We start from the raw sequence: 25,048 nt of genomic DNA on the forward strand, positions 1-25,048 counted from the left end.
GAAGATTATTCATGCCTCAAAATGCACGAGCTCATTGATAACGTTACCGTATATTGCTATTCGGTAATTTAACTTCTCTTACCGACATCGTCATTCCATCAATCAACAACAATCTGCCACATAAATTCGTGCCGATTTTTAACCGCACTTTGATGGCTTCTAAGGCTTGAATAGAGCCAACCAAACCGACAATCGGTGCCAATACGCCGGCTTCTACGCAACTTAACGCGTTGTTGCCGAATAAGCGGCTGAGGGTGTGATAGGTTGGCGTGTTGTCTTCATAAGTGAAAACAGAAACCTGTCCCTCCATACGAATTGCCGCACCGGAAATGAGCGGAATTTTATGGGCAGAACAAACCGTGTCTAATTGATTGCGAGTGGTGACATTGTCAGTGCAATCCAATACTACATCAAATTTGCCAACCAAGTCGTGAAGTTGTTGCTCATCCAATAATTGATGGATTGCATTGACTTCAATATGTGGATTTAAACGTTGCAGGGAGAGTTTCGCCGATTCCACTTTGGGCATACCAAGGCGACTGTCATCATGTAAGACTTGGCGCTGTAAATTAGATAAATCCACGGTGTCGAAATCCAACAAGGTTAAATGACCCACTCCGGCAACGGCTAAATATTGGCCGGCAGCACAACCTAATCCGCCGAGACCAACAATCAGCATTTTGCTACTTTTTAACGTTTCTTGTCCGTCAAAATCAATGTCTTTCAACACGATTTGACGGTTGTAGCGCAATTCTTCTTGATGAGTTAATTCCATAACAAACTCAATATATTAGCGTAATAAATCGTTGAAAGGCTCGATGGTGACGGTTTCACCCGCGACAACGTTGCCACGCTCTTGTTCTAGCACGATAAAGCAGTTGCTTTTCACAAAGGAACTAAACAAATGCGAGCCTTGGAAGCCTACCGGTTGTACTTCAATTTGGCCTTGTGCATTGAGTTGATAGAAACCTCGTTGGAAGTCTAAGCGTCCCGGTGCTTTTTTCAGATTGCTCGCCGCAATGGCTGTTAAACGCATTGGCGCTTTCCATCGACTGTAACCGCTTAGTTTTGCGATTGCCGGTTGTACTAATTGATAGAAAGTCACCAAGGCTGATACCGGATTGCCCGGCAAGCCACAGAACCAGGCTTTTTCTAATTTACCAAAAGCAAAAGGTTTGCCCGGTTTAATGGCTATTTTCCAGAAGTTGATTTTACCCACTTTCTCTAAAATATGTTTGGTGAAATCCGCTTCCCCCACAGACACACCGCCACTGGTGATCACCAAATCCGCTTGTTGTTGCGCTTCTATAAAGGCCTTTTCAAATTGCGCCTCGTTGTCCGGTAAAATGCCGAAATCTAACACATCGCAATTGAGTTTTTCTAACAACAGTTTTACGGTGAAGCGGTTCGTGTCATAAATTTGACCGGCTTGTAGCGGTTGTCCGACCGGTACCAGCTCGTCACCGGTAGAAAGCACGGCCACTTTTAAGCGTGAGAAAACCTTGACTTTTTCGATGCCGAGAGAGGCGAGTAAGGGTAAGGAAACGGCATTGAGTAATGCCCCTTGTTTTAATACCACATCGCCTTGTTTCACATCTTCCCCAATGCGGCGAATATTTTGACCCAATTTAGGCAGACTGGTAAACGTCACCGTGCCATCATCGTTTACTTGAACCTCTTCCTGCATCACTACCGCGTCAGCACCTTGCGGAATCATCGCACCGGTCATGATTCTGACCGCACTTTGTGCCGTCCATTCTCCTTCAAAAGGCGCACCGGCAAAGGCTTTTCCGGCAACGGATAGCGTCATGGATTGTTGTAAATCCGCCAACCGTACGGCATAACCGTCCATCGCGGAATTATCGAAAGAAGGCACGTTAATCGGAGAAATGACATTTTCAGCACAAATTCGTTGACTGGCTTGATGTATCGGCAACGTTTCCGTGCCAGTCGGAGAAGGAAGTTGATTTAACATTTGTTCAAGTGCTTGAGACAGTGGCAACATAGGGAATCCTTGTAAGAATAAAAAAGTGCGGTCATTATACGCTAATCTTCGGCTATTGACCTAGGGGATCTCATGAGCCGTAAATATCGCGAAAAAACACCGCACTTTTGAAAGTGAATAGCTTTATGCCAATCTTGCTTTTGCTTCTGCAATGGCTTCTGCGATACGCAATGGAGACACTCCGCCTTTAGCCGCGCGTTTGTCTAAGCAAGATTGTAAGGAAAGAATGTCGTATACATCGTCCGACACTTTTTCACAGAATTGACGAAATTCAGGAATAGTCAGGTCTTCTAAGGCCTTGTGTTGCTTGATGGCATACACCACGGTTTCACCTACAATGTGATGGGAATCACGGAACGGTACGCCTTTGGCAACCAAATAATCGGCCAGTTCGGTGGCGTTGGAATAGCCTTTGAGGGCGGATTCACGGGTGCGTTTCACGTTCACTTTGATGTCGTCTAATACTAATGACGCCATGTCTAAGCAATCTTGCCAAGTGTCCAATGCATCGAAAATGCCTTCTTTGTCTTCCTGCATATCTTTGTTATAGGCTAACGGTAAACCTTTTAAGGTCATTAACATCCCATTTAACGCACCGATAACCCGTCCTGCTTTGCCACGGATTAATTCGCAGGCATCAGGGTTTTTCTTTTGCGGCATGAGGGAGGAGCCGGATGTCACGCGATCGGAGAGTTCCACAAAGTTAGATTCGCCACTGTTGAAAATAATCATATCTTCGGCGAAACGGGACAAATGCACCATGCTCAGCGAGGCGGCTGAAAGTAGTTCGACGATATGATCGCGATCGGAGACGCTGTCTAAGCTGTTACGGGTTGCAAATGCGAAATTGAGATCTTTGGCGAGCTGTTCGCGATCGATAGGATACGCCGTGCCAGCAAGGGCGCCACTGCCTAGCGGACAGCTGTTCATGCGGCGGTAAGCATCGGCTAAACGGGAATAATCGCGATCCAACATTTCCACGTAAGCCATGCACCAATGGGCAAAGGTAATTGGTTGGGCGCGTTGCAGGTGGGTGTAACCCGGCATCACGGCATCTTGGTTATTTTCTGCGGTAAGCACCAATTTGCGTTGTAACTCGCGAAGGGAATGTTGCAATTCGGCCACCCGCTCTTTACACCACATTTTGATGTCGAGCGCCACTTGGTCGTTACGACTGCGACCGGTGTGCAGTTTTTTACCTAAATTGCCCACTTTGTCGATAAGTTTACTTTCCACCCAACTGTGAATGTCTTCCGCATCATCTTGTAAAATCGCTTGCAGATTTGACCGCACTTCAATCAATAATTCGTTCAGTGCTTGTTCTAATTGTTGTTGTTCTTGTACGCTTAAAATATTGACAGAAACCAAGGCTTTCGACCAGCCGATAGAGCCTTCAATATCTTGCTCGGCAAGGCGATAGTCAAAGCGTAATGAATCGTTAAAATTTTTAAAACGCTTGTCCGCGGCCTGCGTAAAGCGCCCACCCCAAAGTGCCATAGAATCCTCTGATTTGTGATTGGTGAAATTGGTTAAAAAATATATCACAGAAACAAAAAAGGCGATCAACAAAAAATTGGCTTTTTGTTACCGCACTTTTTGTGTCATTGACCGTTATTTTAATAAATCTTCGTTTTTAGCGTGAATTTGTGAATCCATGTGAAAGCATCATCCTATCACTTTTTACCGTGAAAGAAGAATGTGTTAAGCAAAGTAAGGTATATAAAATAAGAAATGAAGTGGTGGGCGATACCGGTCTCGAACCAGTGACCCCCTCCTTGTAAGGGAGGTGCTCTCCCAACTGAGCTAATCGCCCACGTCGTTACATTGACAACATTGAAAACCTAAAAAAAGTGGTGGGCGATACCGGTCTCGAACCAGTGACCCCCTCCTTGTAAGGGAGGTGCTCTCCCAACTGAGCTAATCGCCCGACGAATCGGTATTTTAAGATTTTAAGTGGTGGGCGATACCGGTCTCGAACCAGTGACCCCCTCCTTGTAAGGGAGGTGCTCTCCCAACTGAGCTAATCGCCCTCAATGTTGTGAGCGTGCATTATAATTGCTCAATGATTTCAGTCAACAGATTTTTACCAAAAATCCGTCAGTTGTTTCAAAAATAGGCACAATTCGTGATTTTTCCTTAAGAATCCAAACAAGTCGTAGTACAATACCGCCCAATTATTTGCACAGAAAAAGGTTATAACATGAAATTAGAAGCATTATTTGATTTGGATCCCAACGTGAAGGTGCGTACCCGTTTTGCACCGAGCCCGACCGGTTATTTGCACGTTGGTGGCGCGCGCACCGCACTTTATTCCTGGTTATACGCTAAACACAATCACGGTGAATTTGTGTTACGTATTGAAGATACCGATTTGGAACGTTCCACACCGGAAGCCACGCAAGCCATTTTAGAAGCCATGGAATGGTTAGATTTGGCTTGGGAGCATGGCCCTTATTATCAAACTAAGCGTTTTGACCGTTATAACCAAGTTATCGATCAAATGATTGAGCAAGGTTTGGCATACCGTTGTTACTGTACCAAAGAACGTTTGGAAACATTACGTCATACACAAGAACAAAATAAAGAAAAACCGCGCTATGACCGCCATTGTTTACACGATCACGCTGAACATTCTGCTGATGAACCGCATGTTGTGCGTTTTAAAAATCCAACTGAAGGTTCTGTGGTATTTGATGATGCGGTGCGTGGACGCATTGAAATCAGCAACAGTGAATTGGATGACTTGATTATCCGCCGTACCGACGGCTCACCGACTTATAACTTCTGCGTGGTGGTAGATGACTGGGATATGGGCATCACCCACGTTGTGCGCGGTGAAGACCATATTAATAACACCCCGCGTCAAATTAACATTTTAAAAGCCCTTGGCGCACCGATTCCGGTATATGCACACGTTTCCATGATTAACGGGGACGATGGTCAAAAACTGTCTAAACGTCACGGCGCCGTGAGCGTGATGCAATATCGTGATGAAGGCTATTTGCCGGAAGCGCTTATTAACTATTTGGTGCGTTTGGGCTGGGGCCACGGTGATCAGGAAATTTTCACCCGCCAAGAAATGATTGATTTATTTGATTTACACTCCGTGAGTAAATCTGCCAGTGCCTTTAATACCGAAAAATTATTGTGGTTGAACCATCACTATATTCGTGAATTGCCAGCGGACTACGTCGCGAAACATTTAGCATGGCAATATCAGGATTTAGGCATTGACACATCCAACGGCCCGGCATTAACGGAAATCATTACTATGCTTGCGGATCGTTGTAAAACGTTACGTGAAATGGCGATTGCCAGCCGTTATTTCTTTGAAGAGTTTGACGCTTTCGATGAAGCCGCAGTGAAAAAACACTTCAAAGCCGGCGCGGTAGAAGCGCTTGAAAAAGTAAAAGAAAAACTGACCGCACTTTCCACTTGGGATTTGCATTCTACGCACGAAGCCATTGAACAAACCGCTGCCGAATTAGAGGTTGGTATGGGTAAAGTGGGGATGCCACTGCGCGTCGCTGTGACCGGTGCAGGACAATCACCGTCTATGGATGTGACCTTAGTAGGAATCGGACGTGAGCGCGTATTAAGCCGAATTCAACGTGCTATTGATTTTATTCACGGACAAAATGCTTAAGATTTAATCTGATAGCGATGAATTAAAAATTTAATATTGACAGACTAAGTGGCGGAATTTATCATAGCCGCCACTTATGGGGATATAGCTCAGTTGGGAGAGCGCTTGAATGGCATTCAAGAGGTCGTCGGTTCGATCCCGATTATCTCCACCAAATTACTAAAGCAAGGTTAATGACCTTGCTTTTTTTTGTCTGTAGAATAGCGGTTTGTGCTATTAAGGCAATCTCAACCCACCACTCTCACCAAAGAGACATACGATAGACAAAGAAAGCGCAGTGATCTTTGGAAATATTTTTCAATCAACGTATTGTGCGTTATTCATTTCGCGCGTAGTGCGCATCTTGATGCACGACCGAATCACGCATGGAACGTGATTTAATCCTTTCGAGTATTCACGATTTCGTATGTAGCGTGCAACTTGTTGCACGAATAATTAACCCCAATGTGTAAATTTATTGATTGCCTTGTAATGTGCATCTTGATGCACGACCGAATAAACCACGACATGAAATAAAGTGCGGTGATTTTTTCGTGCATTTCAGACAACGTATCATCCACCGTCAAGAGCGTTATTCATTTCGAATGTAGCGTGCAACTTGTTGCACGACCGAACCACACAAGGAACGTTATTTAACCCTTTTCCGGCATTTCCGATTTCGTGCAACAAGTTGCACGCTACGATGCACGACCGAATCACACATGGAACGTTATTTAATCCTTTCGGGTATTTACGATTTCGTGTAACAGGTTGATGCGATGAGGTAAATTAATTTACATGGGATCAAAATAGGCACCTTGAAGGTGCCTATTTGTTTTTAAAGTGCGGTAAGAAAACGTAATGTTTTCAGTTAACCGATTTATTTTTTGTCTTTTGACGCTTCCGGTTTAGCCTCTGCGCCTTGTAACCAGCCCGGTGCCACTTTGCTCATATCCGGTAAGTTGTGCGCGATACCTTTATGGCAGTCAATACAGGTTTTGCCATTTTCTTGCGCAAATTTATGCATTTTTTGTGCCACGGTTTTTTGTTGGGAGAAGTCCATACGATCCATTTTGTGGCAGTTGCGACATTCTTGTGAATCGTTGCCTTTCATCCGTGCCCATTCATTTTCTGCCATGTGCGGACGACGGGCATTAAATTTCTCAAGGGTATCGGTTAAGCCCATGTAATGGGCATACACTTCTTTTGCTGCCACCACTTTTCGCCACATTTTCGGGCCAAATTCATGCGGAACGTGGCAGTCCGGACAGCTTGCGCCCACACCGGTACGGGTTTGATAGTGTACACTGTGCAAATATTCCGGATAGGCATCATTGGTGTGGCAACTTGCGCAGAATTCTTCCGTGTTTGTTTGTGCTAAACCATAGTTGAATCCTACCCAAGATAGAATACCGCCGATAAATGACAATACAATGATAGTTCCTACTGCGATACGGCTAGGCGATCTAAACCAGTGCCAGAATCTCTTGAGGATGTTGCTTTTTTTGTCTGACATAGTCACCTCTTATTGTCCGTAACCTTTCATTGGTTTGAATTCGTTTGGCACGATTGGCTCAACATCCGACTGAGATACGTGACATTGCAAACAGAAATAACGACGTGGAGATGCGCTAGAGCCAATGTTACCCTCGCGATCAGCAAAGTGCGTTGGGCTGATGCGTGTTGCACCGGTAACGCGAGACGCTTCAACGCTGTGGCAGTTTAAGCATTGGTTAACATTTTTTGTGATTTGGTAGTTTTTTACACTATGCGGCACCATTGGTGGTTGGTTGACATAGTTTAATGCCGGCAATTCGCTTTGTTTTGGTGCATCGTGGAATGCCGGTTTGACACTCTCCGGTGAATTATTGAAAAAGTCGCCGGCACCTGTGTTGGCTTGGTCCGCCATGACAGATGTTGCAAACAATGCCGTCAATACAGCACTACCAAAAGTAAAGAGGTTTTTTCTAGTCATTTTTAATCACTCCCCCGAATGATGGAAATTTTTTTATTTTTATTGGTTTAATGTGACAACAGGAATGTCGTTATTAAACCTATGGCTAAAGGTAAATACTTTTTCAGGACAAACGTCAATACAACGTCCGCAACTGATACAATCTTGTGAAAGCACAAGGAGGCTTTCGCTGTTTTTTCCGTGTAATGGTGAGCGTAACACTTGCGGTTCCGGGCAAACGTTGTAGCAGTCCATGCAATTATCACATCTTGCACGGTCAATGACTTTGACCCGAAGCAAGCTTTTTGCACCGATAACGCCATAAGTTGCCCCGATTGGGCAGAGGTGTCCACACCATCCGTGTTCAACAATGAACAAATCAAAGAAGAAGACAACGAGGATTAACCACACTGTTGCGCCAAAGCCATAAATTAAGGCTCTTCCTAAGGCGGCAACGGGGTTGACCCATTCCCATAATAATAAGCCACTGACGGCACTACCGGCTAAAATCATCACTAAGATGGCGTAGCGTAAACTGCGTGGAATTTTTGCCGTTTGGCGAATACCTAACTTACGGCGAATCCAAGCCGCACAATCGGTGACGACATTTAGCGGACAAACCCAACCACAGAATACTTTGCTGCCCAATAACGCATAGGTGATAAAAATAATTAATGCGCCACTGAGTGTGAGAATTCCTGGTAAGTGACCGCTGGCAAGACTTTCTAAGGTAATCAACGGATCGCTTAATGGAATTACATCAAATAACAAGCTTCCACTATAATTGCCTTTTAAAATCCAAACACCGAAGTAAGGTCCACTTAAAAACATCAACAAAATGCTTAATTGGGTTAGACGTCGCCAAAATAAGAAACGATTGGCGTGCCACCACCCTAGCTTTTCTCTGGCTTCTCGTCCGGCAAATTTTGGTGCATTAGCCATTACTTACCTCCTAATACCGGTGCCAAAATAGGTTCCGGAATCTCTTCTACACCTGCTGCAGGAATGGCTCCCGCCGGTGGAGCGACGCCGTCCGGTAATCGGGTCGGCATGGAAATCAAATCATTTGGCGCAAGTGAATGCCCAGCTTTGGATTTTTCTTCCCAACCTAGTCGGTAATGTTTGCCTAGCATACCTTTCGCTAAGGACATTGGAAGCACTTTGATCGCGGCTTCTTCCAATACGCAAGCCTCTTCACATTTACCACAACCGGTACAAGCATCTGAATGTACGGTCGGAATAAACATGGCGTGTTTTCCGGTACGCTCATTACGATGACTTTCTAACGTAATGGCTTTGTCGATTAACGGACAAACCCGATAGCAAACATCGCAACGTAACCCTTGCCAATTCAGGCAAGTTTCATGATCCAATAAGACAGCAAGTCCCATACGGGATTGGTTAATATCCTGCGCTTCACGATCTAAAGCACCACTCGGACAGGCATGCGCGCAAGGAATATCCGGACACATTTCACAAGGCTTATCTCGCGCAATGAAGTACGGCGTACCGGCTTCCATTGGCGAAAGCAAGGAGGCCAAATGCAACATATCGTATGGACAAGCTTGGACACACTGACCGCAACGAATGCAGGCAGCAGCAAACTTTTCATCATCCTCAATGGCAAATGGTGGGCGTAATGCCACCCCCTCACGGGCTAAGCTTTGTTTTTGTTGTAAACCTAATAAGAGTCCAAGACCCACTAGCCCCCCCGCAGTACGGGTTGCATCTTTGAGAAATTTTCGGCGTTCAGACGTGACAGTCGGTTTTTTCATTGTCTTAATGACCGCACCGAAGTGCGGTCGTTTTTTTCATTGTTTATTAAGCTTTTTCCACTTTCACCGCACATTTTTTGAAGTCGGTTTCTTTGGAAATCGGATCAGTTGCATCTAAGGTGAGCTTATTGGCTAACTGACCGGCATCAAAGAAAGTGGTGTAAACCAAGCCTTCCGGCACTTTATTACGGCCACGGGTATCTAAGTAAGAAATCATCTCACCACGACGTGAAGCGATTTTAATCTTGTCGCCATGACGTAATCCGCGTTTTTGTGCATCGTTCGGGTGCATCCAAACTACGTTATTCGGGAAAGCACGGTGCAATTCCGGTACACGACGAGTCATTGTTCCTGTGTGCCAGTGCTCTAACACACGACCGGTACATAACCATAAATCGTATTCTTCATCCGGTGATTCTGCAGGTGGCTCATAAGGCACCGCAAGAATGATCGCTTTTTTATCCGGATAGCCGTAGAACGCCACACCTTCGCCTTCTTTCACATACGGGTCAAAGCCTTCACGGTAACGCCATAAGGTTTCTTTACCGTCAACAACCGGCCAACGTAAGCCGCGTGCTTTGTGGTACATATCAAACGGTGCCAAGTCATGACCATGGCCACGGCCAAATGACGCGTATTCTTCAAATAAGCCTTTATGTAAATAGAAGCCGAAGTGGTAAGACTCATCATTTAATTGGCCTTCTGCAAGATCGCTGAGTGGGAATTTATCCACTTGACCATTGCGGTATAACACTTCATATAAGGTTTTGCCTTTATATTCCGGATTTTTCTCTAAAATTTCTGCCGGCCACATTTCATCGGTGGTGAAATATTTAGAGAACTCCACTAATTGCCATACGTCAGACTTCGCTTCACCCGGTGCTTTCACTTGTTGACGCCAGAATTGAGTACGACGTTCCGCATTACCGTAAGCCCCTTCTTTTTCTACCCACATGGCAGTTGGAAGCATTAAGTCAGCCGCTAAACAAGAAACAGTTGGGTATGGGTCGGACACCACGATAAAGTTGTCCGGATTACGCCAGCCCGGGAAGGTTTCTTCGTTAATATTCGGACCGCCTTGCATATTATTGGTACACATTTGCCATAACACACGCATTTTGCCGTCTTTTAATGCACGGCTTTGCGCAACGGCATGGAAACCTAACACGTCTGTAATTAATCCTGCAGGCAATTTCCAAATTTTTTCTGCAATTTCACGGTGTTTTGGATTGGTCACCACTAAGTCCGCCGGTAAACGGTTAATAAAGGTACCTACCTCACGTGCCGTACCACAAGCAGACGGTTGACCGGTTAAGGAGAACGGACCACAACCCGGAATAGAAATTTTTCCAGTTAATAGATGGATGTTATAGATTAAGTGGTTTGCCCACACACCGCGAGTATGTTGGTTGAAACCCATGGTCCAATAAGAAACCACTTTACGTTTTGGATCCGCATATAATTTCGCAAGCTCTTCCAATACATCTTTTGGTACGCCGGACATTTCGTGGGCTTTATCTAAGGTATATTCAGCAACTAAAGCTTTTAATTCTTCGAAGTTACTGTCATACATCTTACCGCTGTTTGGATTTTTAGCGGCTTTTTGTAATGGGTGATTATCACGTAAACCATAACCGATATCGGTTTCACCACGTTTAAATTTGGTGTGTTTATTAACGAAATCCCAGTTAATGGCATCGTTTTGAATTAAGTAATTGATAATGTAGTTTAAAATAACCAAGTCAGTTTGCGGTTTGAAGATTAAACCATAATCGGCTAATTCGAAACTACGGTGTTCATAGGTGGAAAGTACCGCGACTTTAACATCCGGATTGGATAAGCGACGGTCAGTAATACGGGACCATAAGATCGGGTGCATTTCCGCCATGTTGGAACCCCAAAGCACAAAAGCTTCGGCATTTTCGATGTCGTTATAACAACCCATCGGTTCATCCATACCAAAGGTACGCAGAAACGCAACTGCTGCGGACGCCATACAGTGGCGCGCATTCGGGTCGATATTATTAGAACGGAAACCCGCTTTCCAAAGTTTAGATTTAGCATAACCTTCAAAGATGGTGCTTTGACCGGAACTGAACATACCCACACCGTTTGGCCCTAATTCTTTCACAGCAGCTTTGAATTTTTCTGCCATGGTTTTAAAGGCGACATCCCAGCTAACCGGTGTGAAGTCACCGTTTTTATCGTATTTGCCGTCTTTCATACGTAGCATCGGCTGGGTTAAGCGGTCTTTACCGTACATGATTTTCGGTAAGAAATAGCCTTTGATACAGTTTATTAAACCACGGTTTACTTCTGCATCCGGGTCACCTTGGGACGCCACAACGCGACCGTCTTTTGTTCCCACTAATACAGCACAACCGGTACCACAGAAACGACATACCGCTTTATCCCATTTGATTTCGGTTTCAGCGGCTTCTACATTTTTCACCGGAATAGCTAATCCGGCAGCCGTAGCTGCAGCAACGGCAGCATTCGCTTTCATAAAGTCTCTACGACTTAAATTCATAGTGTTTTCCCCCCACTATATGATTTTTGAGTTATTCAGACTGTTCATCTTGTTGATGATAAATCAGCGAGACGGTAATGACACCGTCAATATCTTTCACAGATTCCATGTTATTAAGCAAAATATGCTGATCGTGAGATTGCATTACCGCAACAATCTTGCCGATTTTTTCATCAAAAGTTGGCACTTCTGTGTGTGGAATAGCTAAAAGTGCGGTACGAATTGCCGGTATTTTTTTGGGGTTTCCTTGCACCACCAAACCGACAACGTGCCAGTCTTTCGCTTCTTCCATTGATAAGATTTCAGTTTTATTCATTGTTCAGATAATCTATTTTATTGTCATCTTTGACATAAGGTCCGATGAGCCATTTTTGAATGTTGCATAATAATTACTTGCCCCACCAGAATCATCACCATAAAGAGGTATTTTTCCCAAATTTCATGATTAACTTGCTCTAGATCAAACCAAGTACCTATTGTTCTTTTAATGAGCCGCCAATATCACATTGTATCACATTGTGATCACATATTCTTGCGCTATCAGGCATAATAGAATAACGCTTTTTAACCATAATACCAGTATAATTCAGATGACGTTTCTTCCATTACACCAATTCGCCGAACAATTTCCGTTGCAATACCTTGAGGGGCAACGAGGCTGTCGATTGGCTTATCGACATTGTGTTCACCAACCAGTTGCCGATAAGTTGGTCATTTTAGTCAATGGACGGGTAGAAAATATCCTGAAATGGACAGAAATTGCACAGGATTTCTATGCGCAGGGATATGATGTGTTGCTGTTTGATCATCGCGGACAAGGTTATTCCCAGCGTTTACTAAACGATGGCGAAAAAGGCCATTTGGATGAATTTCGTTTTTATGTCGAGGACATGGCAGAAATTATTGAAAATCTGACCGCACTTTATCCCTATCCCAACCAATATATTCTGGCACACTCGCTCGGTGCGTTAGTGGCGACCTATTATTTGGCAAATTGTGATCATCACATTCAACGTGCCGTGTTCTCTGCGCCGTTTTTTGGCATGCCTTTAAAGCACCCTGTGCGTGATGAAATGCTGTTAAGTCTGATGATGTTATTTGGGCAAGGAAAGCGTTATGTGTTCGGCAAAGGGCCGTATAAACCGGTGGATGTGCAGGAAAATTTGTTAAGTCATGATAGCGTACGAATGCAAAGAATGAATAACATTAATTTGGCAAATCCAGCGATTCGTTTGGGTGGACCGACGTTCCGGTGGGCGTATTTGTGTCTGATCGCCATTAAGCATTTGCCGAAAATGTTGCCACGCATTGAAACGCCGGTATTGGTGTTAGAGGCGGAACAAGAACAAATCGTCAATAATAAAACGTTGGAAAAACTCACCGCACTTTTCATGCACGGCAGTCTGAAAAAAATTGCTGGGGCAAAACATGAAATTCTGTTTGAAACCGACGATATTCGTTCACCGGTGTTACAGCAAATTCAGGCATTTTTTACTTCAACACATAACGCATAAGCCACACGCCAAAGAGGGTGAAAAGCAAACTACCAAAGACATGGGCCGCAATTAATCCAATACCGACAGTGAATTTGTCGTTTAAGAGATCCTCCACCACCTCCATCGAAAAGGCAGAAAAGGTGGTCAAGCTGCCAAGAAAGCCGGTGACTAAAAAGAGCTTCCATTCCGAAGAAAGTGATGGGAAAGACCAAAAAACGGCAAACAACACACCAATAATAAAACAACCTAAATAATTGGCGATCAACGTGCCGAAAGAAAAAGCGCTAAACCACGGATTGAGCAACAAGCCCAAGCCCCAACGCAAGCAAGCACCGAGCACGGCACCGCCACTAATCCAGAGTAAAGAAGATAAGAACGGCATTAATCCATCCCGAAAATTGCACGAAGGTAAACCGCAACAGCCTCGTCTGTGTTGCAACCGATGGTTTCCAGCTGCGGACAACGTTGTATCAAACGCGGATCGGCGTTGCCCATCATGCATCCTTTGCCCACTTCCGCCAACATTTCGACGTCATTCATGCCATCACCAAAGGCGATACAATCTTGCAAACCGTATTCCCGTTGCCCAATTACCTGCGCAAGTGCGGTGGCTTTTGACACATTTTTATTCATCACTTCCAAGCAAATCGGCGTGGAATATGTCAGGCTGATTTTCTCGCCGAAGTCCTGACGAAGACGTTGTTCCAATTCCACCAAATCTGCCGGCGTGCGGGCAATGAAAAACACTTTCTCGGTATCTCGTCCGTGATGTTGCTTAAAATCCACCACCTCGTACAAAAAGCCGGAATCCTTGTGATACTTGTAAAGCTCCGGAATGTCTTTGTTGATAAACCAGCCATCAGCCTGATAACTGTTGACACAGACGCGGTTGTCGTCAAAGGGCAAATTCATGACTTGATAAGCAATTTCTTCCGGCAAGGAATTATTTAGCAATAACTCCCCTTGTAGGTTATGCGCTTGTGCGCCATTTGACGTAATCAACACCGCTTCTTTCACCTTGGTTTTCTTTAAAATACTGGATACATCAAAGTAATTACGCCCTGTGGCAAGGATAATATCGACTTTGTTGTCATACAGATGTTCCAAGGTTTGCGCAGTAAAATCACCGATAACATGATGTTCGTTCAGTAAGGTTCCATCCATGTCCGACACGATGGCGTGATAGGGACGTTTTTGCATAATTTTTCACCTTAAATGACATAATGGCTAATGGTAGCAAATTTTGCATAAAAATATTTGAGGTTTTCTTGAATTTTTTCAGGAAATGTAATAAAAGATTAAACCTTTCACACGAAAAAATCGCTTCCCTAACAATTGAACACAGCTACGAATATGAACGGTGCAAATTTAATCATCGAGTGCTTAAAAGCACATCACGTGGATACCATTTTCGGCTATCCCGGCGGGGCCATCATGCCGACCTATGATGCAATTTATGATTCCGGCTTAGACCATTTACTTTGCCGTAACGAACAAGGTGCTGCCATGGCGGCTATTGGCTATGCGCGTGCGTCAGGCAAAGTTGGCGTATGTATTGCCACTTCCGGCCCCGGCGCAACTAACCTCATCACCGGACTGGGCGATGCCTTAATGGATTCTATTCCGATTGTAGCAATCACAGGTCAAGTAGCTTCGCCACTTATCGGCACTGATGCCTTTCAGGAAGCGGATGTATTAGGACTTTCTCTTGCCTGCACCAAACACAGCTTTATCGTACAAAATATCAACGAATTACCGGAAATTATCGCCAAAGCCTTTGATATCGCCAAAAGTGGCAGACCGGGGCCGGTATTGATCGATGTGCCGAAAGACGTCCAAGTTGCGCCAACCAACGCAAAACCTATCGTGAATCCGCCGCCAAAAACGACCGCACTTTGCGACAAACAATTAATGCAAGCCCTTGCCTTATTAAAACACGCCAAACGCCCGATGGCGTATATCGGCGGCGGTGTAGGTATGGCAGGCGCCGTGCCGGCATTACGTTATTTCTTACATACGACCCAAATGCCAAGTGTCGTCACCTTAAAAGGGCTTGGCGCGGTATCGCCTGACGATCCTTATTATCTCGGCATGATCGGTATGCACGGCACCAAAGCCGCCAATTATGCGACGCAAGAAGCCGATTTATTACTCGTTTTCGGCGCACGTTTTGATGACCGCGTGACCGGTAAACTCGACACCTTCGCGCCACACGCGAAAGTGATTCATGTGGACATCGATGGCGCTGAATTAGGCAAATTACGCCGACCAGATGTGGCATTACGCGGCCATCTAATCGCCACGCTAGAAAGCCTCAGCGTGCCGCTTGATATCGCCCCTTGGCAACAAACCGTCGCACAATATAAACAACAATTTGCGTTCAGCTATGGCGAACATAGTGGCGAACAACTCATCAACCCGTTATGGTTGCTCAACAGCATTTCACGCCAAAAAACACCGGAAACGATCGTCGTCACCGATGTGGGACAACATCAAATGTGGTCGGCTCTACATGTGCAACATCACGCACCGGAAAACTTCATCACCTCCGCCGGTTTCGGCACCATGGGTTTTGGCTTGCCTGCTGCCATCGGTGCGAAAAAAGCCCGCCCGGAAGATGACGTAATTTTAGTCACGGGTGATGGCTCTATTATGATGAACATTCAAGAACTTGGCTCCATTGGTCGCGGCAAAGCCCCAATTAAAATTGTATTATTGGATAACCAACGCCTCGGCATGGTGCGCCAATGGCAATCCCTCTTCTTCAATGCCCGCCACAGTAGCACCATTCTGGACGATAACCCGGATTTCGTAGTGCTTGCCTCGGCGTTCGGCATTAAAGGAGAACGCATTGATTCCGCCCACCAAGTGGACGCCGCACTAGAACGCTTATTCAACAGCCAAGAGGCTTATTTATTGCATATTTGCATTCATTCCGATGAAAACGTGTGGCCGCTAGTGCCGCCGGGCGCGTGCAACGCAGATATGTTGGAAAGTATGGAGTAATCACATGGAACACCAAATCGAACTCACCGCCCAACAACGTCCCGAAGTGTTGGAACGCATTCTCCGAGTCATCCGCCACCGCGGTTTCACCGTGACTCAAATGGATATGCAACTGATTGACGGCAAAGTGCGGTTAAAATTCACCGTAAAATCCGACCGCACTTTGGATTTGTTGGTTAGTCAGTTGGAGAAGTTGCCGGATGTGATGGAGATTAAATAAGACAATATTTTATTGAATAATTTCTCCGTTTTACTTTCTGCCAAATCTCCCCTAACCCCTCTTTGCTAAAGAGGGGATTGGATCGAGATAAATTTGAGTATTTGTGTTGAACTTTAACAACACTAGAATATGAATGAGACAATGGTTATCCAATTAATAAAGAAATCCCCCTCTTTAGCAAAGAGGGGTTAGGGGAGATTTAGTCGCTTTGCTCGCACTTCGTGCCGTTGCTAACGCAACGTTCAAACGCAAGCGTTTGTGGCAGTCTCAATTAACGAAGAAATTCATATAAACCTTAACGAAAACTTACTCGGAGAACTTATTTATGCCAAAACTACGCTCAGCGACCAGCACACAAGGTCGTAATATGGCAGGTGCACGTGCCTTATGGCGTGCCACAGGAATGAAAGAAAATGATTTCGGCAAACCCATTATTGCGGTAGTGAACTCTTTCACCCAATTCGTCCCGGGGCATGTGCATTTAAAAGACATGGGACAACTGGTCGCAGCGGAAATTGAAAAAGCCGGCGGCGTGGCGAAAGAATTCAACACCATTGCGGTGGATGACGGTATTGCCATGGGACATGGCGGAATGCTTTACTCCTTACCAAGCCGTGATTTGATTGCAGACAGCGTGGAATATATGGTAAACGCCCACTGCGCCGATGCCATGGTGTGTATTTCCAACTGTGACAAAATCACCCCAGGAATGTTAATGGCGGCAATGCGTTTAAACATTCCAACCATCTTCGTATCAGGCGGTCCGATGGAAGCGGGTAAAACCAAATTATCTGATCAACTGATTCGTTTAGACTTAGTTGATGCAATGATTGAAGCGGCGGATCCTAATGTCAGTGATGAGCGTATTGATGCCATTGAGCGCAGCGCTTGCCCGACTTGTGGCTCCTGCTCAGGGATGTTTACTGCCAACTCCATGAACTGTTTAACGGAAGCCCTTGGTTTAAGTTTACCGGGCAACGGTTCTATGTTAGCTACTCACGCTGACCGTAAAGACTTGTTCTTAAAAGCCGGTCGTCAAATCGTCGAACTGTGCAAACGTTATTACGAACAAGACGATGAAAGCGTATTGCCACGTTCCATCGGCACCTTTGACGCCTTTGAAAACGCCATGAGCTTAGATATCGCCATGGGCGGTTCTAGTAACACCGTTTTACACTTACTTGCCGCAGCGCAAGAAGCCGGCGTAGATTTCAAAATGGCAGACATCGACCGCTTATCCCGTGTTGTGCCTTGTTTGAGCAAAATTGCGCCGAACACCAACAAATACCACATGGAAGACGTACACCGCGCCGGTGGCATTATGGGCTTATTGGGCGAATTGGATCGCGCCGGTTTAATTCACCGCCACACTAAAACCGTGTTGGGCATGACGTTGGAAGAACAATTAAATCAATACGATATCATCCGTAACCAAGACGAAGCATTACACAAATTCTTCCGAGCCGGCCCGGCAGGCATTCGCACCACGCAAGCCTTCTCACAAGATTGTCGTTGGGACAGCGTGGACGATGACCGTGTAAGCGGCTGTATCCGTAACAAAGAAAATGCGATTTCTCAAGAGGGTGGCTTAGCCGTCTTGTTCGGAAACATTGCCGAAGACGGTTGTATCGTCAAAACCGCGGGCGTGGATGAATCTATCTGGACATTCACCGGTCGTGCCATCGTGTTTGAAAGCCAAGAAGACGCCGTTGCCGGCATTTTAGGTGGTAAAGTCAAAGAAGGTCACGTTGTGATTATCCGTTACGAAGGTCCAAAAGGCGGCCCGGGCATGCAAGAAATGCTTTATCCAACGAGCTACTTAAAATCCATGGGCTTAGGCAAAAAATGTGCCTTGTTAACAGACGGACGTTTCTCCGGTGGCACATCCGGCTTATCGATTGGTCATGCCTCACCTGAAGCGGCTTCCGGTGGTGCGATTGGTTTAGTACAGGATAACGACATTATCGAAATCGACATTCCAAATCGCACGATTAACCTCAACATCAGCGATGAAGAATTAGCCAAACGCCGCGCCGAACAAGATGCCAAAGGCTGGCAACCGGCTCACCGTGAACGTGAAGTGTCTTTCGCCTTAAAAGTGTTTGGGCATTTCGCCACATCCGCAGATAAAGGCGCGGTGCGGGATAAAAGTCTATTAAAATAAAAATTGTCGGGACAGGCTTTATGCCTGTCTTTATTTATATCGAACAGGGACATGATAACGCCATAACGGATAGCCGCATTGCCTAAAGTGCGGTCATTTTCTCAAGCCGTTTTGTCCACAAAAGCCAGCACCTGTGGCTGATCCAGCACTAAGGCATACACATTGGCGAGAAAATAGGTTTGTTCTTCTTCGGGAATGGCAAACGGAAGGCATGCCAATATTTTTTGATGAATCTGTAAAACTTGCGGAAAAACCACCGCACTTTGGATTTCTGCTAAAAAATCGGCATACAACGGTGAAACACAATGCCCACGTTGAATCCGACCCAAGGCACTGGCGAGATGCACTAACATCATTTTAACCTGCTCGGTTTCTACGTCTGCCAACCAATCTTGTTGCAAGTGGCAACGTACGTTCAATACCGTTTGTACAATATGTTCGTCAATTAATTCTCGGGCTTGAAACGCCCCAAGTCGCTGTTGAAGATCCATTTGTTCACTCTCAATAAAATGATCTCAGTATAACGAAATTCGTATGAATTAAACGGTGCATTGATCACAAATTTGTAGGAAAATAGCGCACTCTTCTTATTTAAAATAATTCGGAAAGCGAGATGTTACAGAATAATTTCATTAATGAATATGACGGTTTGATTTTTGATATGGACGGCACGGTTATTGATACGATGCCGAGTCATGCGAAAGCGTGGGAAATGGTCGGACAACATTTTGGTTATCCATTTGATGGCAATTTATTGTATGAAATGGGTGGCGCGCCGGTGAAAGACATTGCGTTAGAAATGATGAAACGTCATGCCATGCCGTTAGATAAATTAGATGATGTGATTGAATTAAAAAGAGAATATGGCAAACAGCTGATTATGCAACACGCCACATTGCTTCCTGCAGCGGATGTTGTTCGTCATTTTTATAATAAAAAACCGCTAGCCCTTGGCACAGGCTCTTATCGTCCCATCGCCCAAATTTTGTTGGATAAGTTTGATTTTGAGAAATATTTTTCCGCGATTGTTACTGCCGAAGATATTCAACATCACAAACCGGCACCGGATACGTTTTTGCGTTGTGCTGAATTGATTCAAGTGAAACCGCAACGCTGTTTAGTGTTTGAAGATGGCGATTTGGGTATTCAGGCTGGATTAAATGCGGGCATGGATGTGTTTGATGTGCGAGTGAATAAATTATTACGTAGCCCGGCGTGATGAAACCCGTTCCGCGTCAATACTAAAAATGACTAATGCTCTGATTTTTGACCTATTACATCATGTTTGATCTTTTTAGCTGGGATGGATGGTTCGCCTTATTTGGCGAGCATCGATTGTGGATTATGTTCGCCAGCGCTTTTCTCAGCGCGACTGTCCTACCCGGTAATTCCGAAATTATTTTTATCACTCTTATCACACCGCTTTTATGGGCGGGATCCCCTTATTTTTCTATGGAAATTCAAAGCCTATTGTGGATTGCCGTCACCGGAAACACGCTAGGAAGTCTGACTACCTATGCGCTTGGGCGTTGGCTCCCTACTTTTAATACACCGCCACAAAATGCAAAACTCACTTGGGTATTAGAAAAAACACAACGTTACGGTAGTGTGATGTTATTTTTTAGCTGGTTACCGATCGTCGGTGATGTATTTTGTGCCGTGGCAGGCTGGTTGAGATTAAATTGGGTGGCGTGTCTGATCTTTATGACACTGGGCAAAATAGTGCGGTATGTTTTTTTGCTATTTTTTGGACTCGCTATTCTGTAACGCTGGGATTTTCCTGTAGAATGACGAAAAAAATGCCTCTCACAAGGAGAGGCGAATAACCTAAGGAACCAATTTTATTAAAACAACTGCAAGTTGCTCGCTATCTAAGACTGCAGTATAACGGAAAAAGTTCGCAGAAATTTAAAAAATTTTATAAATTTTTTATAACCGCTGTTTTTTAGCCCCAAATGACACCAATTAAGGAGAGATTATGCCATTACTTGATAGCTTCAAAGTGGATCATACCCGAATGAATGCGCCGGCAGTGCGAATTGCCAAAACAATGCAAACGCCAAAAGGCGATACCATCACGGTTTTTGACTTGCGTTTTACGATTCCTAATAAAGAAAATCTACCACCAAAGGGTATTCACACATTGGAGCATTTATTTGCCGGTTTCATGCGTGATCATCTCAATAGTCAAGATGTTGAAATTATTGATATTTCGCCGATGGGTTGCCGCACCGGTTTTTATATGTCCTTAATCGGTACCCCGAACGAAACCCAAGTTGCACAAGCTTGGGCAGCCTCCATGCAAGATATTCTCAATGTAAAAAATCAACGTGAAATTCCTGAACTGAATGAATACCAATGCGGAACATACACCGAACATTCTTTAGAGGAAGCCCATCAAATCGCGCAAAACGTATTAGCGCGCGGTATCGGTGTGAATAAAAACGAAGATTTAACGTTGGATGAAAGTTTACTAAAACAATAAGGAGCTCCCTATGACCACAATCGGCACGCCATTAACCCCAAAAGCACTGAAAGTAATGATGCTTGGTGCAGGGGAATTGGGCAAAGAAGTTGTCATTGAATTACAACGTTTAGGTGTTGAAGTGATTGCAGTAGATCGCTATGAAAACGCGCCTGCACAGCAAGTGGCACACCGTGCTTACACCATTTCCATGTTGGATGGCGCGGCATTACGCGCCGTTGTGGAAAAGGAACGTCCTGATTTTATCGTACCGGAAGTGGAAGCTATCGCCACCGATACTTTACTTGAACTGGAACAAGAAGGGTTCACCGTTATCCCGACCGCCAAAGCTACGAAACTAACCATGAACCGTGAAGGCATTCGTCGTTTAGCCTCGGAAGAATTAGGCTTGCCAACCTCACCTTATGAATTCGTAGATAACTTTGACGACTTCAAAAGTGCGGTCGAAAAAATCGGTGTTCCGTGCGTGGTCAAACCGATTATGTCCTCTTCCGGTCATGGGCAAAGCGTCATTCGTACCCTCGATCAAATCCAATCCGCATGGGATTACGCCCAAGAAGGCGGACGTGCCGGTGCAGGGCGCGTTATTGTGGAAGGGTTCATTCAATTTGATTACGAAATTACCCAGCTCACAGTGCGCCATGTGAATGGCACCTCATTCCTTGCCCCTATCGGGCATATTCAAGTCGATGGCGATTACCGTGAATCTTGGCAACCTCAAGCCATGTCGGAAACCGCATTGAAAAAAGCGAAAGAAATCGCGGAGAAAATCACCGGTGCATTGGGTGGTCGTGGGATTTTCGGGGTGGAAATGTTCGTGCGTGGCGATGACGTGATTTTTAACGAAGTCTCCCCGCGTCCACACGATACCGGCATGGTGACCATGATCTCACAAGAGTTATCTCAGTTCGCCTTGCACGCTCGCGCCATTTTAGGGTTGCCGATTCCAAGTATCGATTTCATCAGCCCGTCCGCCTCCAAAGCCATTGTGGTAGAAGGCAAATCCAACCAAGTACAATTTGCCAATTTAGAGCAGGTCCTTGCCGAACCGCAAACCAACTTACGCATTTTTGGTAAAGGTGAAGTGAATGGCCATCGTCGTTTAGGGGTGATTTTGGCGCGCGACATCAGTGTTGAAAAAGCCTTAGAAAAAGCCCGCCGTGCTTATGATAAATTAGATGTGATTTTATAAGTTCAGCTTATCGTTGAATCCAATTAAAGTGCGGTGAAAAAATACCTTGTTTTTTCACCGCACTTTTTTGTCTATCGTATGTGCTTTGTGGAGACAATTAGTACATCGTAGCGTGCAACTTGTTGCACGCTACGAGGGAAAGAATCTAACTGATTTTAAATATAATATCTTCTTGTTTCGCACCAAAATTCGATTTTCTCATAATCGTTATTACAATATTTTTATGAGAAGCACCACCATTCGCATCAGTCGTTTTTTGCACCGCACAAGGAATGTGGATATTGGTTCGGGAACAGGCAATAACGAAAGTATCCTTATCATTTAACGCAACAACAGCCATAATATGCGTTGAAATAAAACGATCAAACAAGTCTTCTAGCTCATGCAAATCAATTGGCGGATTATTACGAGCATCATTCACCCGATCTTCGGAAAAATGAAAAGTGAGAGAAAACTGCATAGCGTATTGAGCTACTTTATTATTTATACTTTTGGTTAAGTTAAGTAAATCATCGCGAGTAATCATTTTTGCTCTCTAATACTATTGATTAATCCCTCTAAGGCAATATTAAGCTCTGAATCCGAGCTTGCAGTAATGCTACCAATCATTTCAGAATTTGTCATAGTTCCCATACGAACATCAAAGTGGTTATTATCAAATGAATCTACAAGAACTACATCATCACCATCATAAAAAATAGCAAAATTTTGAGAAAGGGACATGTCAAATTTAAACATCGCTCCTCCTTGTTGCACCTCTTATAAATTAATCAATAAAACCATAAAACAGCGACAAATGTATGTATGATTTATCTTTCTACTGCATTTATTCTACTTAAATCATAATGTCCTTGCAACGTCAGGCACGTCGCCTCTGTTTGTATCCACGCTACGAGGAAATCGTGAATCGCGTACCTCGGTTGATTCATTCGTGCAACAAGATGCACGCTACGAGGAAATCGTGAGACACGCACCGAGGTTAAATCTTTCGTGCAACAAGTTGCACGCTACGAGGAAATCGGTGAATAGCGTATCGGGGTTGATTCATTCGTGCAACAAGTTGCACGCTACGGGGCATCGTATAACGCATTACCATTACATTACGAATAAAAAAAGCACGGCATTTTCATGTCGTGCTTTTTTGTTAAGCGAGTTCACCGATTAGGTGAGCTGCGGAGTGATTACCATTGGTAACCGGCGCCGATTGTACCGCCGAAGTCGCCGCGGGAGTTGGTGTTACCTGTCACTTTCAAGATAACTTTACCGTTATCAGAAATACGGGATACACCAATCGCTAAGCCGCTTTGACCGCGATAGGTACTTGCTGCTGCTGCAACCATGCTCTTACCTGGACGGAAGGCTTGCGGAAGACCGGCTGTTGCCAATGCGCCTGCGATACCGCCGCGTAAGTCACGATCCATTTTACGTAGATCGCCACGGATTTGGTTGAAGTTGTTTGCGGTATTTTGGTTAATTGCCGCAATCGCGCCATGAACGGTATTTTGTCCGGTGTTACCGATACCGTTTTGACCTGCAACCACTTTACCGTCTTTCACGGTTGCGCCGCCGCCAATCACATCAGCTACGCTTTGCGCAGTTTCATGTAATTGACCGCCGTTGACCGCGTCTTTGCTGCCTTTAGCTACATTGCCGTTAGCAACGTTGCTGATGGCTTTACCCGCAGCATTGATGCCGTCTTTGGTCATGCTTGGACCGTTTACGATTTCAATACCGTTATTGTTGATGGTGGTGTTGCCTGCTTTCACAGAATCTACATTTAAGTCTTTAGCAGTTGAAACAGTGTAGGTTTTGCTACCGTCTTTTTCATCGATAACTTCATTTACTGTAATGTTGCTACCTGCTTTCACTTTCGTGTTTGCTGCTACAGCTGATTTATTCACAGCGGCAATCGCATCACCAATAGTACCTTTACCAGTACCACCGATACCTTTCGCCGGATCAGCAACAGTGATGTTACCTGTAGCAGAATCAATAGTTACATCCGGACCGATTAAGTCTTTCACATTACCTGCTACGCTGTACAACTGGCTACCATTAACTGCATCTTTGCTGGTTGAAGTAACTGCGCCTGGTGCAACGTTAGTGATTTTCTTATCCGCTGCATCGATGCCGTCTTTCTTCACAGAAGGACCACCTGTGATGGTTAAGCCATCGTTGTTCAATGTGCTATCACCTGCTGTCACACTTGTTACATCCAAGTTTTCTGCAGTAGAAATAGTATAAGTTGTGCTACCATCAGGGTTTACCACTGGATCTACAGTAATATTTTTACCGTTGACCACCTTGGTTTTCGCCGCTGTAGCTGACTTATTCACCGCAGCAATTGCATCGTGTACAGTATTTTTACCGGTTCCACCGATGTTACTCATCGTAATGTCGCCATTACCCTCTGCTTTAGCATCGCCACCTAATACATTAACTACGTTTTGAGCTACGTTAGAAACTTTCGTATCAACAGCGTCTAACTGACCTTTGTTCACTGCATCTTTTGCATTTACACCGTCAGCAACGTTAGTGATTGTTTTATCACCTGCGTTAATACCGTCTTTCTTCACAGAAGGACCGCCTGCGATGG

General features: G+C 44.8%; 24 protein-coding genes and 4 tRNA genes. 10 read left to right on the forward strand and 18 right to left on the reverse strand.

The annotated features are described in order from the left end of the window. Positions 1-43 precede the first annotated feature (43 nt). From moeB to HMPREF9065_RS03715, 6 genes are all read right to left on the reverse strand, one after another. Complete coding sequence (moeB, locus tag HMPREF9065_RS03740; protein WP_021616323.1) at positions 44-775, reverse strand: molybdopterin-synthase adenylyltransferase MoeB; 732 nt, start codon at positions 773-775, stop codon at positions 44-46. A 15-nt stretch (positions 776-790) separates the two neighbouring features. Beyond that, a complete protein-coding gene (gene moeA, locus HMPREF9065_RS03735) occupies positions 791-2,005 on the reverse strand; it encodes a molybdopterin molybdotransferase MoeA (protein ID WP_021616324.1) in 1,215 nt (404 codons plus the stop codon). A gap of 123 nt (positions 2,006-2,128) precedes the next feature. Beyond that, complete coding sequence (argH, locus tag HMPREF9065_RS03730; protein WP_021616325.1) at positions 2,129-3,502, reverse strand: argininosuccinate lyase; 1,374 nt, start codon at positions 3,500-3,502, stop codon at positions 2,129-2,131. Positions 3,503-3,742: 240 nt separating this feature from the next. Then, positions 3,743-3,818 (reverse strand) — tRNA-Val (locus tag HMPREF9065_RS03725). A 38-nt stretch (positions 3,819-3,856) separates the two neighbouring features. Next, a tRNA-Val gene (locus tag HMPREF9065_RS03720) sits at positions 3,857-3,932 on the reverse strand. A 27-nt stretch (positions 3,933-3,959) separates the two neighbouring features. After that, positions 3,960-4,035: transfer RNA gene (locus HMPREF9065_RS03715), tRNA-Val, on the reverse strand. Positions 4,036-4,205: 170 nt separating this feature from the next. On the opposite strand from HMPREF9065_RS03715, the gene gltX reads away from it, so the two are divergent. Both gltX and HMPREF9065_RS03705 read left to right on the forward strand, forming a co-directional pair. Continuing rightward, a complete protein-coding gene (gene gltX / locus HMPREF9065_RS03710; RefSeq protein ID WP_021616327.1) occupies positions 4,206-5,651 on the forward strand; it encodes a glutamate--tRNA ligase in 1,446 nt (481 codons plus the stop codon). A 78-nt stretch (positions 5,652-5,729) separates the two neighbouring features. Then, positions 5,730-5,805: transfer RNA gene (locus HMPREF9065_RS03705), tRNA-Ala, on the forward strand. Between the two features lie 705 nt (positions 5,806-6,510). Here the strand turns inward: HMPREF9065_RS03705 and HMPREF9065_RS03700 are convergent. From HMPREF9065_RS03700 to HMPREF9065_RS03675, 6 genes are read right to left on the reverse strand one after another with little or no spacing between them, the layout of a single operon-like run. Continuing rightward, positions 6,511-7,146: a NapC/NirT family cytochrome c gene (locus HMPREF9065_RS03700; RefSeq protein WP_021616331.1), complete on the reverse strand. Its 636-nt coding sequence runs from the start codon at positions 7,144-7,146 to the stop codon at positions 6,511-6,513. Positions 7,147-7,155: 9 nt separating this feature from the next. Further along, complete coding sequence (locus HMPREF9065_RS03695; RefSeq protein WP_021616332.1) at positions 7,156-7,605, reverse strand: nitrate reductase cytochrome c-type subunit; 450 nt, start codon at positions 7,603-7,605, stop codon at positions 7,156-7,158. A 39-nt stretch (positions 7,606-7,644) separates the two neighbouring features. Beyond that, a complete protein-coding gene (napH, locus tag HMPREF9065_RS03690) occupies positions 7,645-8,526 on the reverse strand; it encodes a quinol dehydrogenase ferredoxin subunit NapH (RefSeq protein WP_021616333.1) in 882 nt (293 codons plus the stop codon). Continuing rightward, positions 8,526-9,359, reverse strand: coding sequence for a ferredoxin-type protein NapG (gene napG / locus HMPREF9065_RS03685; RefSeq protein WP_021616334.1), 834 nt, complete (start codon positions 9,357-9,359; stop codon positions 8,526-8,528). The genes napH and napG overlap by 1 nt, the downstream gene beginning before the upstream one ends. Before the next feature lie 46 nt (positions 9,360-9,405). After that, positions 9,406-11,889, reverse strand: a complete 2,484-nt coding sequence (gene napA / locus HMPREF9065_RS03680) for a nitrate reductase catalytic subunit NapA (RefSeq protein WP_033002589.1) — start codon at positions 11,887-11,889, stop codon at positions 9,406-9,408. 31 nt (positions 11,890-11,920) lie between these two features. After that, complete coding sequence (locus tag HMPREF9065_RS03675; protein ID WP_021616336.1) at positions 11,921-12,205, reverse strand: chaperone NapD; 285 nt, start codon at positions 12,203-12,205, stop codon at positions 11,921-11,923. Between the two features lie 274 nt (positions 12,206-12,479). Between HMPREF9065_RS03675 and HMPREF9065_RS03670 the strand changes: the two genes are divergently transcribed. Next, complete coding sequence (locus HMPREF9065_RS03670) at positions 12,480-13,403, forward strand: alpha/beta fold hydrolase (protein WP_021616337.1); 924 nt, start codon at positions 12,480-12,482, stop codon at positions 13,401-13,403. Here HMPREF9065_RS03670 and crcB read toward each other — a convergent pair. Beyond that, positions 13,381-13,767 (reverse strand): fluoride efflux transporter CrcB, encoded by a 387-nt coding sequence (gene crcB, locus HMPREF9065_RS03665; protein ID WP_021616338.1) that lies wholly within the window; start codon positions 13,765-13,767, stop codon positions 13,381-13,383. The two genes, HMPREF9065_RS03670 and crcB, sit on opposite strands and share 23 nt — an antisense overlap. Continuing rightward, complete coding sequence (locus HMPREF9065_RS03660; protein WP_021616339.1) at positions 13,767-14,585, reverse strand: Cof-type HAD-IIB family hydrolase; 819 nt, start codon at positions 14,583-14,585, stop codon at positions 13,767-13,769. The genes crcB and HMPREF9065_RS03660 overlap by 1 nt, the downstream gene beginning before the upstream one ends. 153 nt (positions 14,586-14,738) lie before the next feature. On the opposite strand from HMPREF9065_RS03660, the gene ilvG reads away from it, so the two are divergent. From ilvG to ilvD, 3 genes are all read left to right on the forward strand, one after another. Beyond that, entirely contained in the window at positions 14,739-16,391 is a 1,653-nt protein-coding gene (ilvG, locus tag HMPREF9065_RS03655; RefSeq protein ID WP_021616340.1) for an acetolactate synthase 2 catalytic subunit, read from the forward strand. 4 nt (positions 16,392-16,395) lie between these two features. Continuing rightward, positions 16,396-16,611, forward strand: coding sequence for an acetolactate synthase 2 small subunit (gene ilvM / locus HMPREF9065_RS03650; protein ID WP_021616341.1), 216 nt, complete (start codon positions 16,396-16,398; stop codon positions 16,609-16,611). 325 nt (positions 16,612-16,936) lie between these two features. Beyond that, positions 16,937-18,775 carry a dihydroxy-acid dehydratase gene (gene ilvD / locus HMPREF9065_RS03645; protein ID WP_033002591.1) on the forward strand — a complete coding sequence of 613 codons (1,839 nt, stop codon included), beginning with the start codon at positions 16,937-16,939 and terminating at the stop codon, positions 18,773-18,775. A gap of 101 nt (positions 18,776-18,876) precedes the next feature. Here the strand turns inward: ilvD and HMPREF9065_RS03640 are convergent, their stop codons facing one another. Continuing rightward, the gene (locus HMPREF9065_RS03640; protein ID WP_021616343.1) at positions 18,877-19,266 is read right to left on the reverse strand and encodes a hypothetical protein; all 390 of its coding nucleotides are present in this window, start codon (positions 19,264-19,266) and stop codon (positions 18,877-18,879) included. Between the two features lie 122 nt (positions 19,267-19,388). Here HMPREF9065_RS03640 and HMPREF9065_RS03635 point away from each other — a divergent pair, with 122 nt between their 5' ends. From HMPREF9065_RS03635 to purT, 4 genes are all read left to right on the forward strand, one after another. Continuing rightward, a complete protein-coding gene (locus HMPREF9065_RS03635) occupies positions 19,389-19,994 on the forward strand; it encodes a beta-phosphoglucomutase family hydrolase (RefSeq protein ID WP_021616344.1) in 606 nt (201 codons plus the stop codon). A 62-nt stretch (positions 19,995-20,056) separates the two neighbouring features. Then, complete coding sequence (locus HMPREF9065_RS03630) at positions 20,057-20,542, forward strand: YqaA family protein (protein ID WP_021616345.1); 486 nt, start codon at positions 20,057-20,059, stop codon at positions 20,540-20,542. A gap of 211 nt (positions 20,543-20,753) precedes the next feature. Beyond that, positions 20,754-21,260 carry an S-ribosylhomocysteine lyase gene (luxS, locus tag HMPREF9065_RS03625; RefSeq protein WP_021616346.1) on the forward strand — a complete coding sequence of 169 codons (507 nt, stop codon included), beginning with the start codon at positions 20,754-20,756 and terminating at the stop codon, positions 21,258-21,260. 10 nt (positions 21,261-21,270) lie between these two features. Continuing rightward, entirely contained in the window at positions 21,271-22,452 is a 1,182-nt protein-coding gene (gene purT / locus HMPREF9065_RS03620) for a formate-dependent phosphoribosylglycinamide formyltransferase (protein WP_021616347.1), read from the forward strand. Between the two features lie 145 nt (positions 22,453-22,597). On the opposite strand, the gene HMPREF9065_RS03615 is transcribed toward purT, so the two are convergent. The 3 genes from HMPREF9065_RS03615 to HMPREF9065_RS03605 form a co-directional block, all read right to left on the reverse strand. Continuing rightward, on the reverse strand, positions 22,598-22,978 hold the full coding sequence (locus tag HMPREF9065_RS03615; protein ID WP_021616348.1) for a hypothetical protein: 381 nt from the start codon (positions 22,976-22,978) through the stop codon (positions 22,598-22,600). Beyond that, positions 22,975-23,190 (reverse strand): hypothetical protein, encoded by a 216-nt coding sequence (locus HMPREF9065_RS03610; RefSeq protein WP_033002593.1) that lies wholly within the window; start codon positions 23,188-23,190, stop codon positions 22,975-22,977. The genes HMPREF9065_RS03615 and HMPREF9065_RS03610 overlap by 4 nt, the downstream gene beginning before the upstream one ends. Before the next feature lie 443 nt (positions 23,191-23,633). Then, a partial coding sequence (locus HMPREF9065_RS03605; RefSeq protein WP_021616351.1) for a YadA C-terminal domain-containing protein occupies positions 23,634-25,048 on the reverse strand: 1,415 nt, incomplete at its 5' end.

The organism is Aggregatibacter sp. oral taxon 458 str. W10330 (genome assembly GCF_000466335.1).
Classification (GTDB): Bacteria; Pseudomonadota; Gammaproteobacteria; order Enterobacterales; family Pasteurellaceae; genus Aggregatibacter.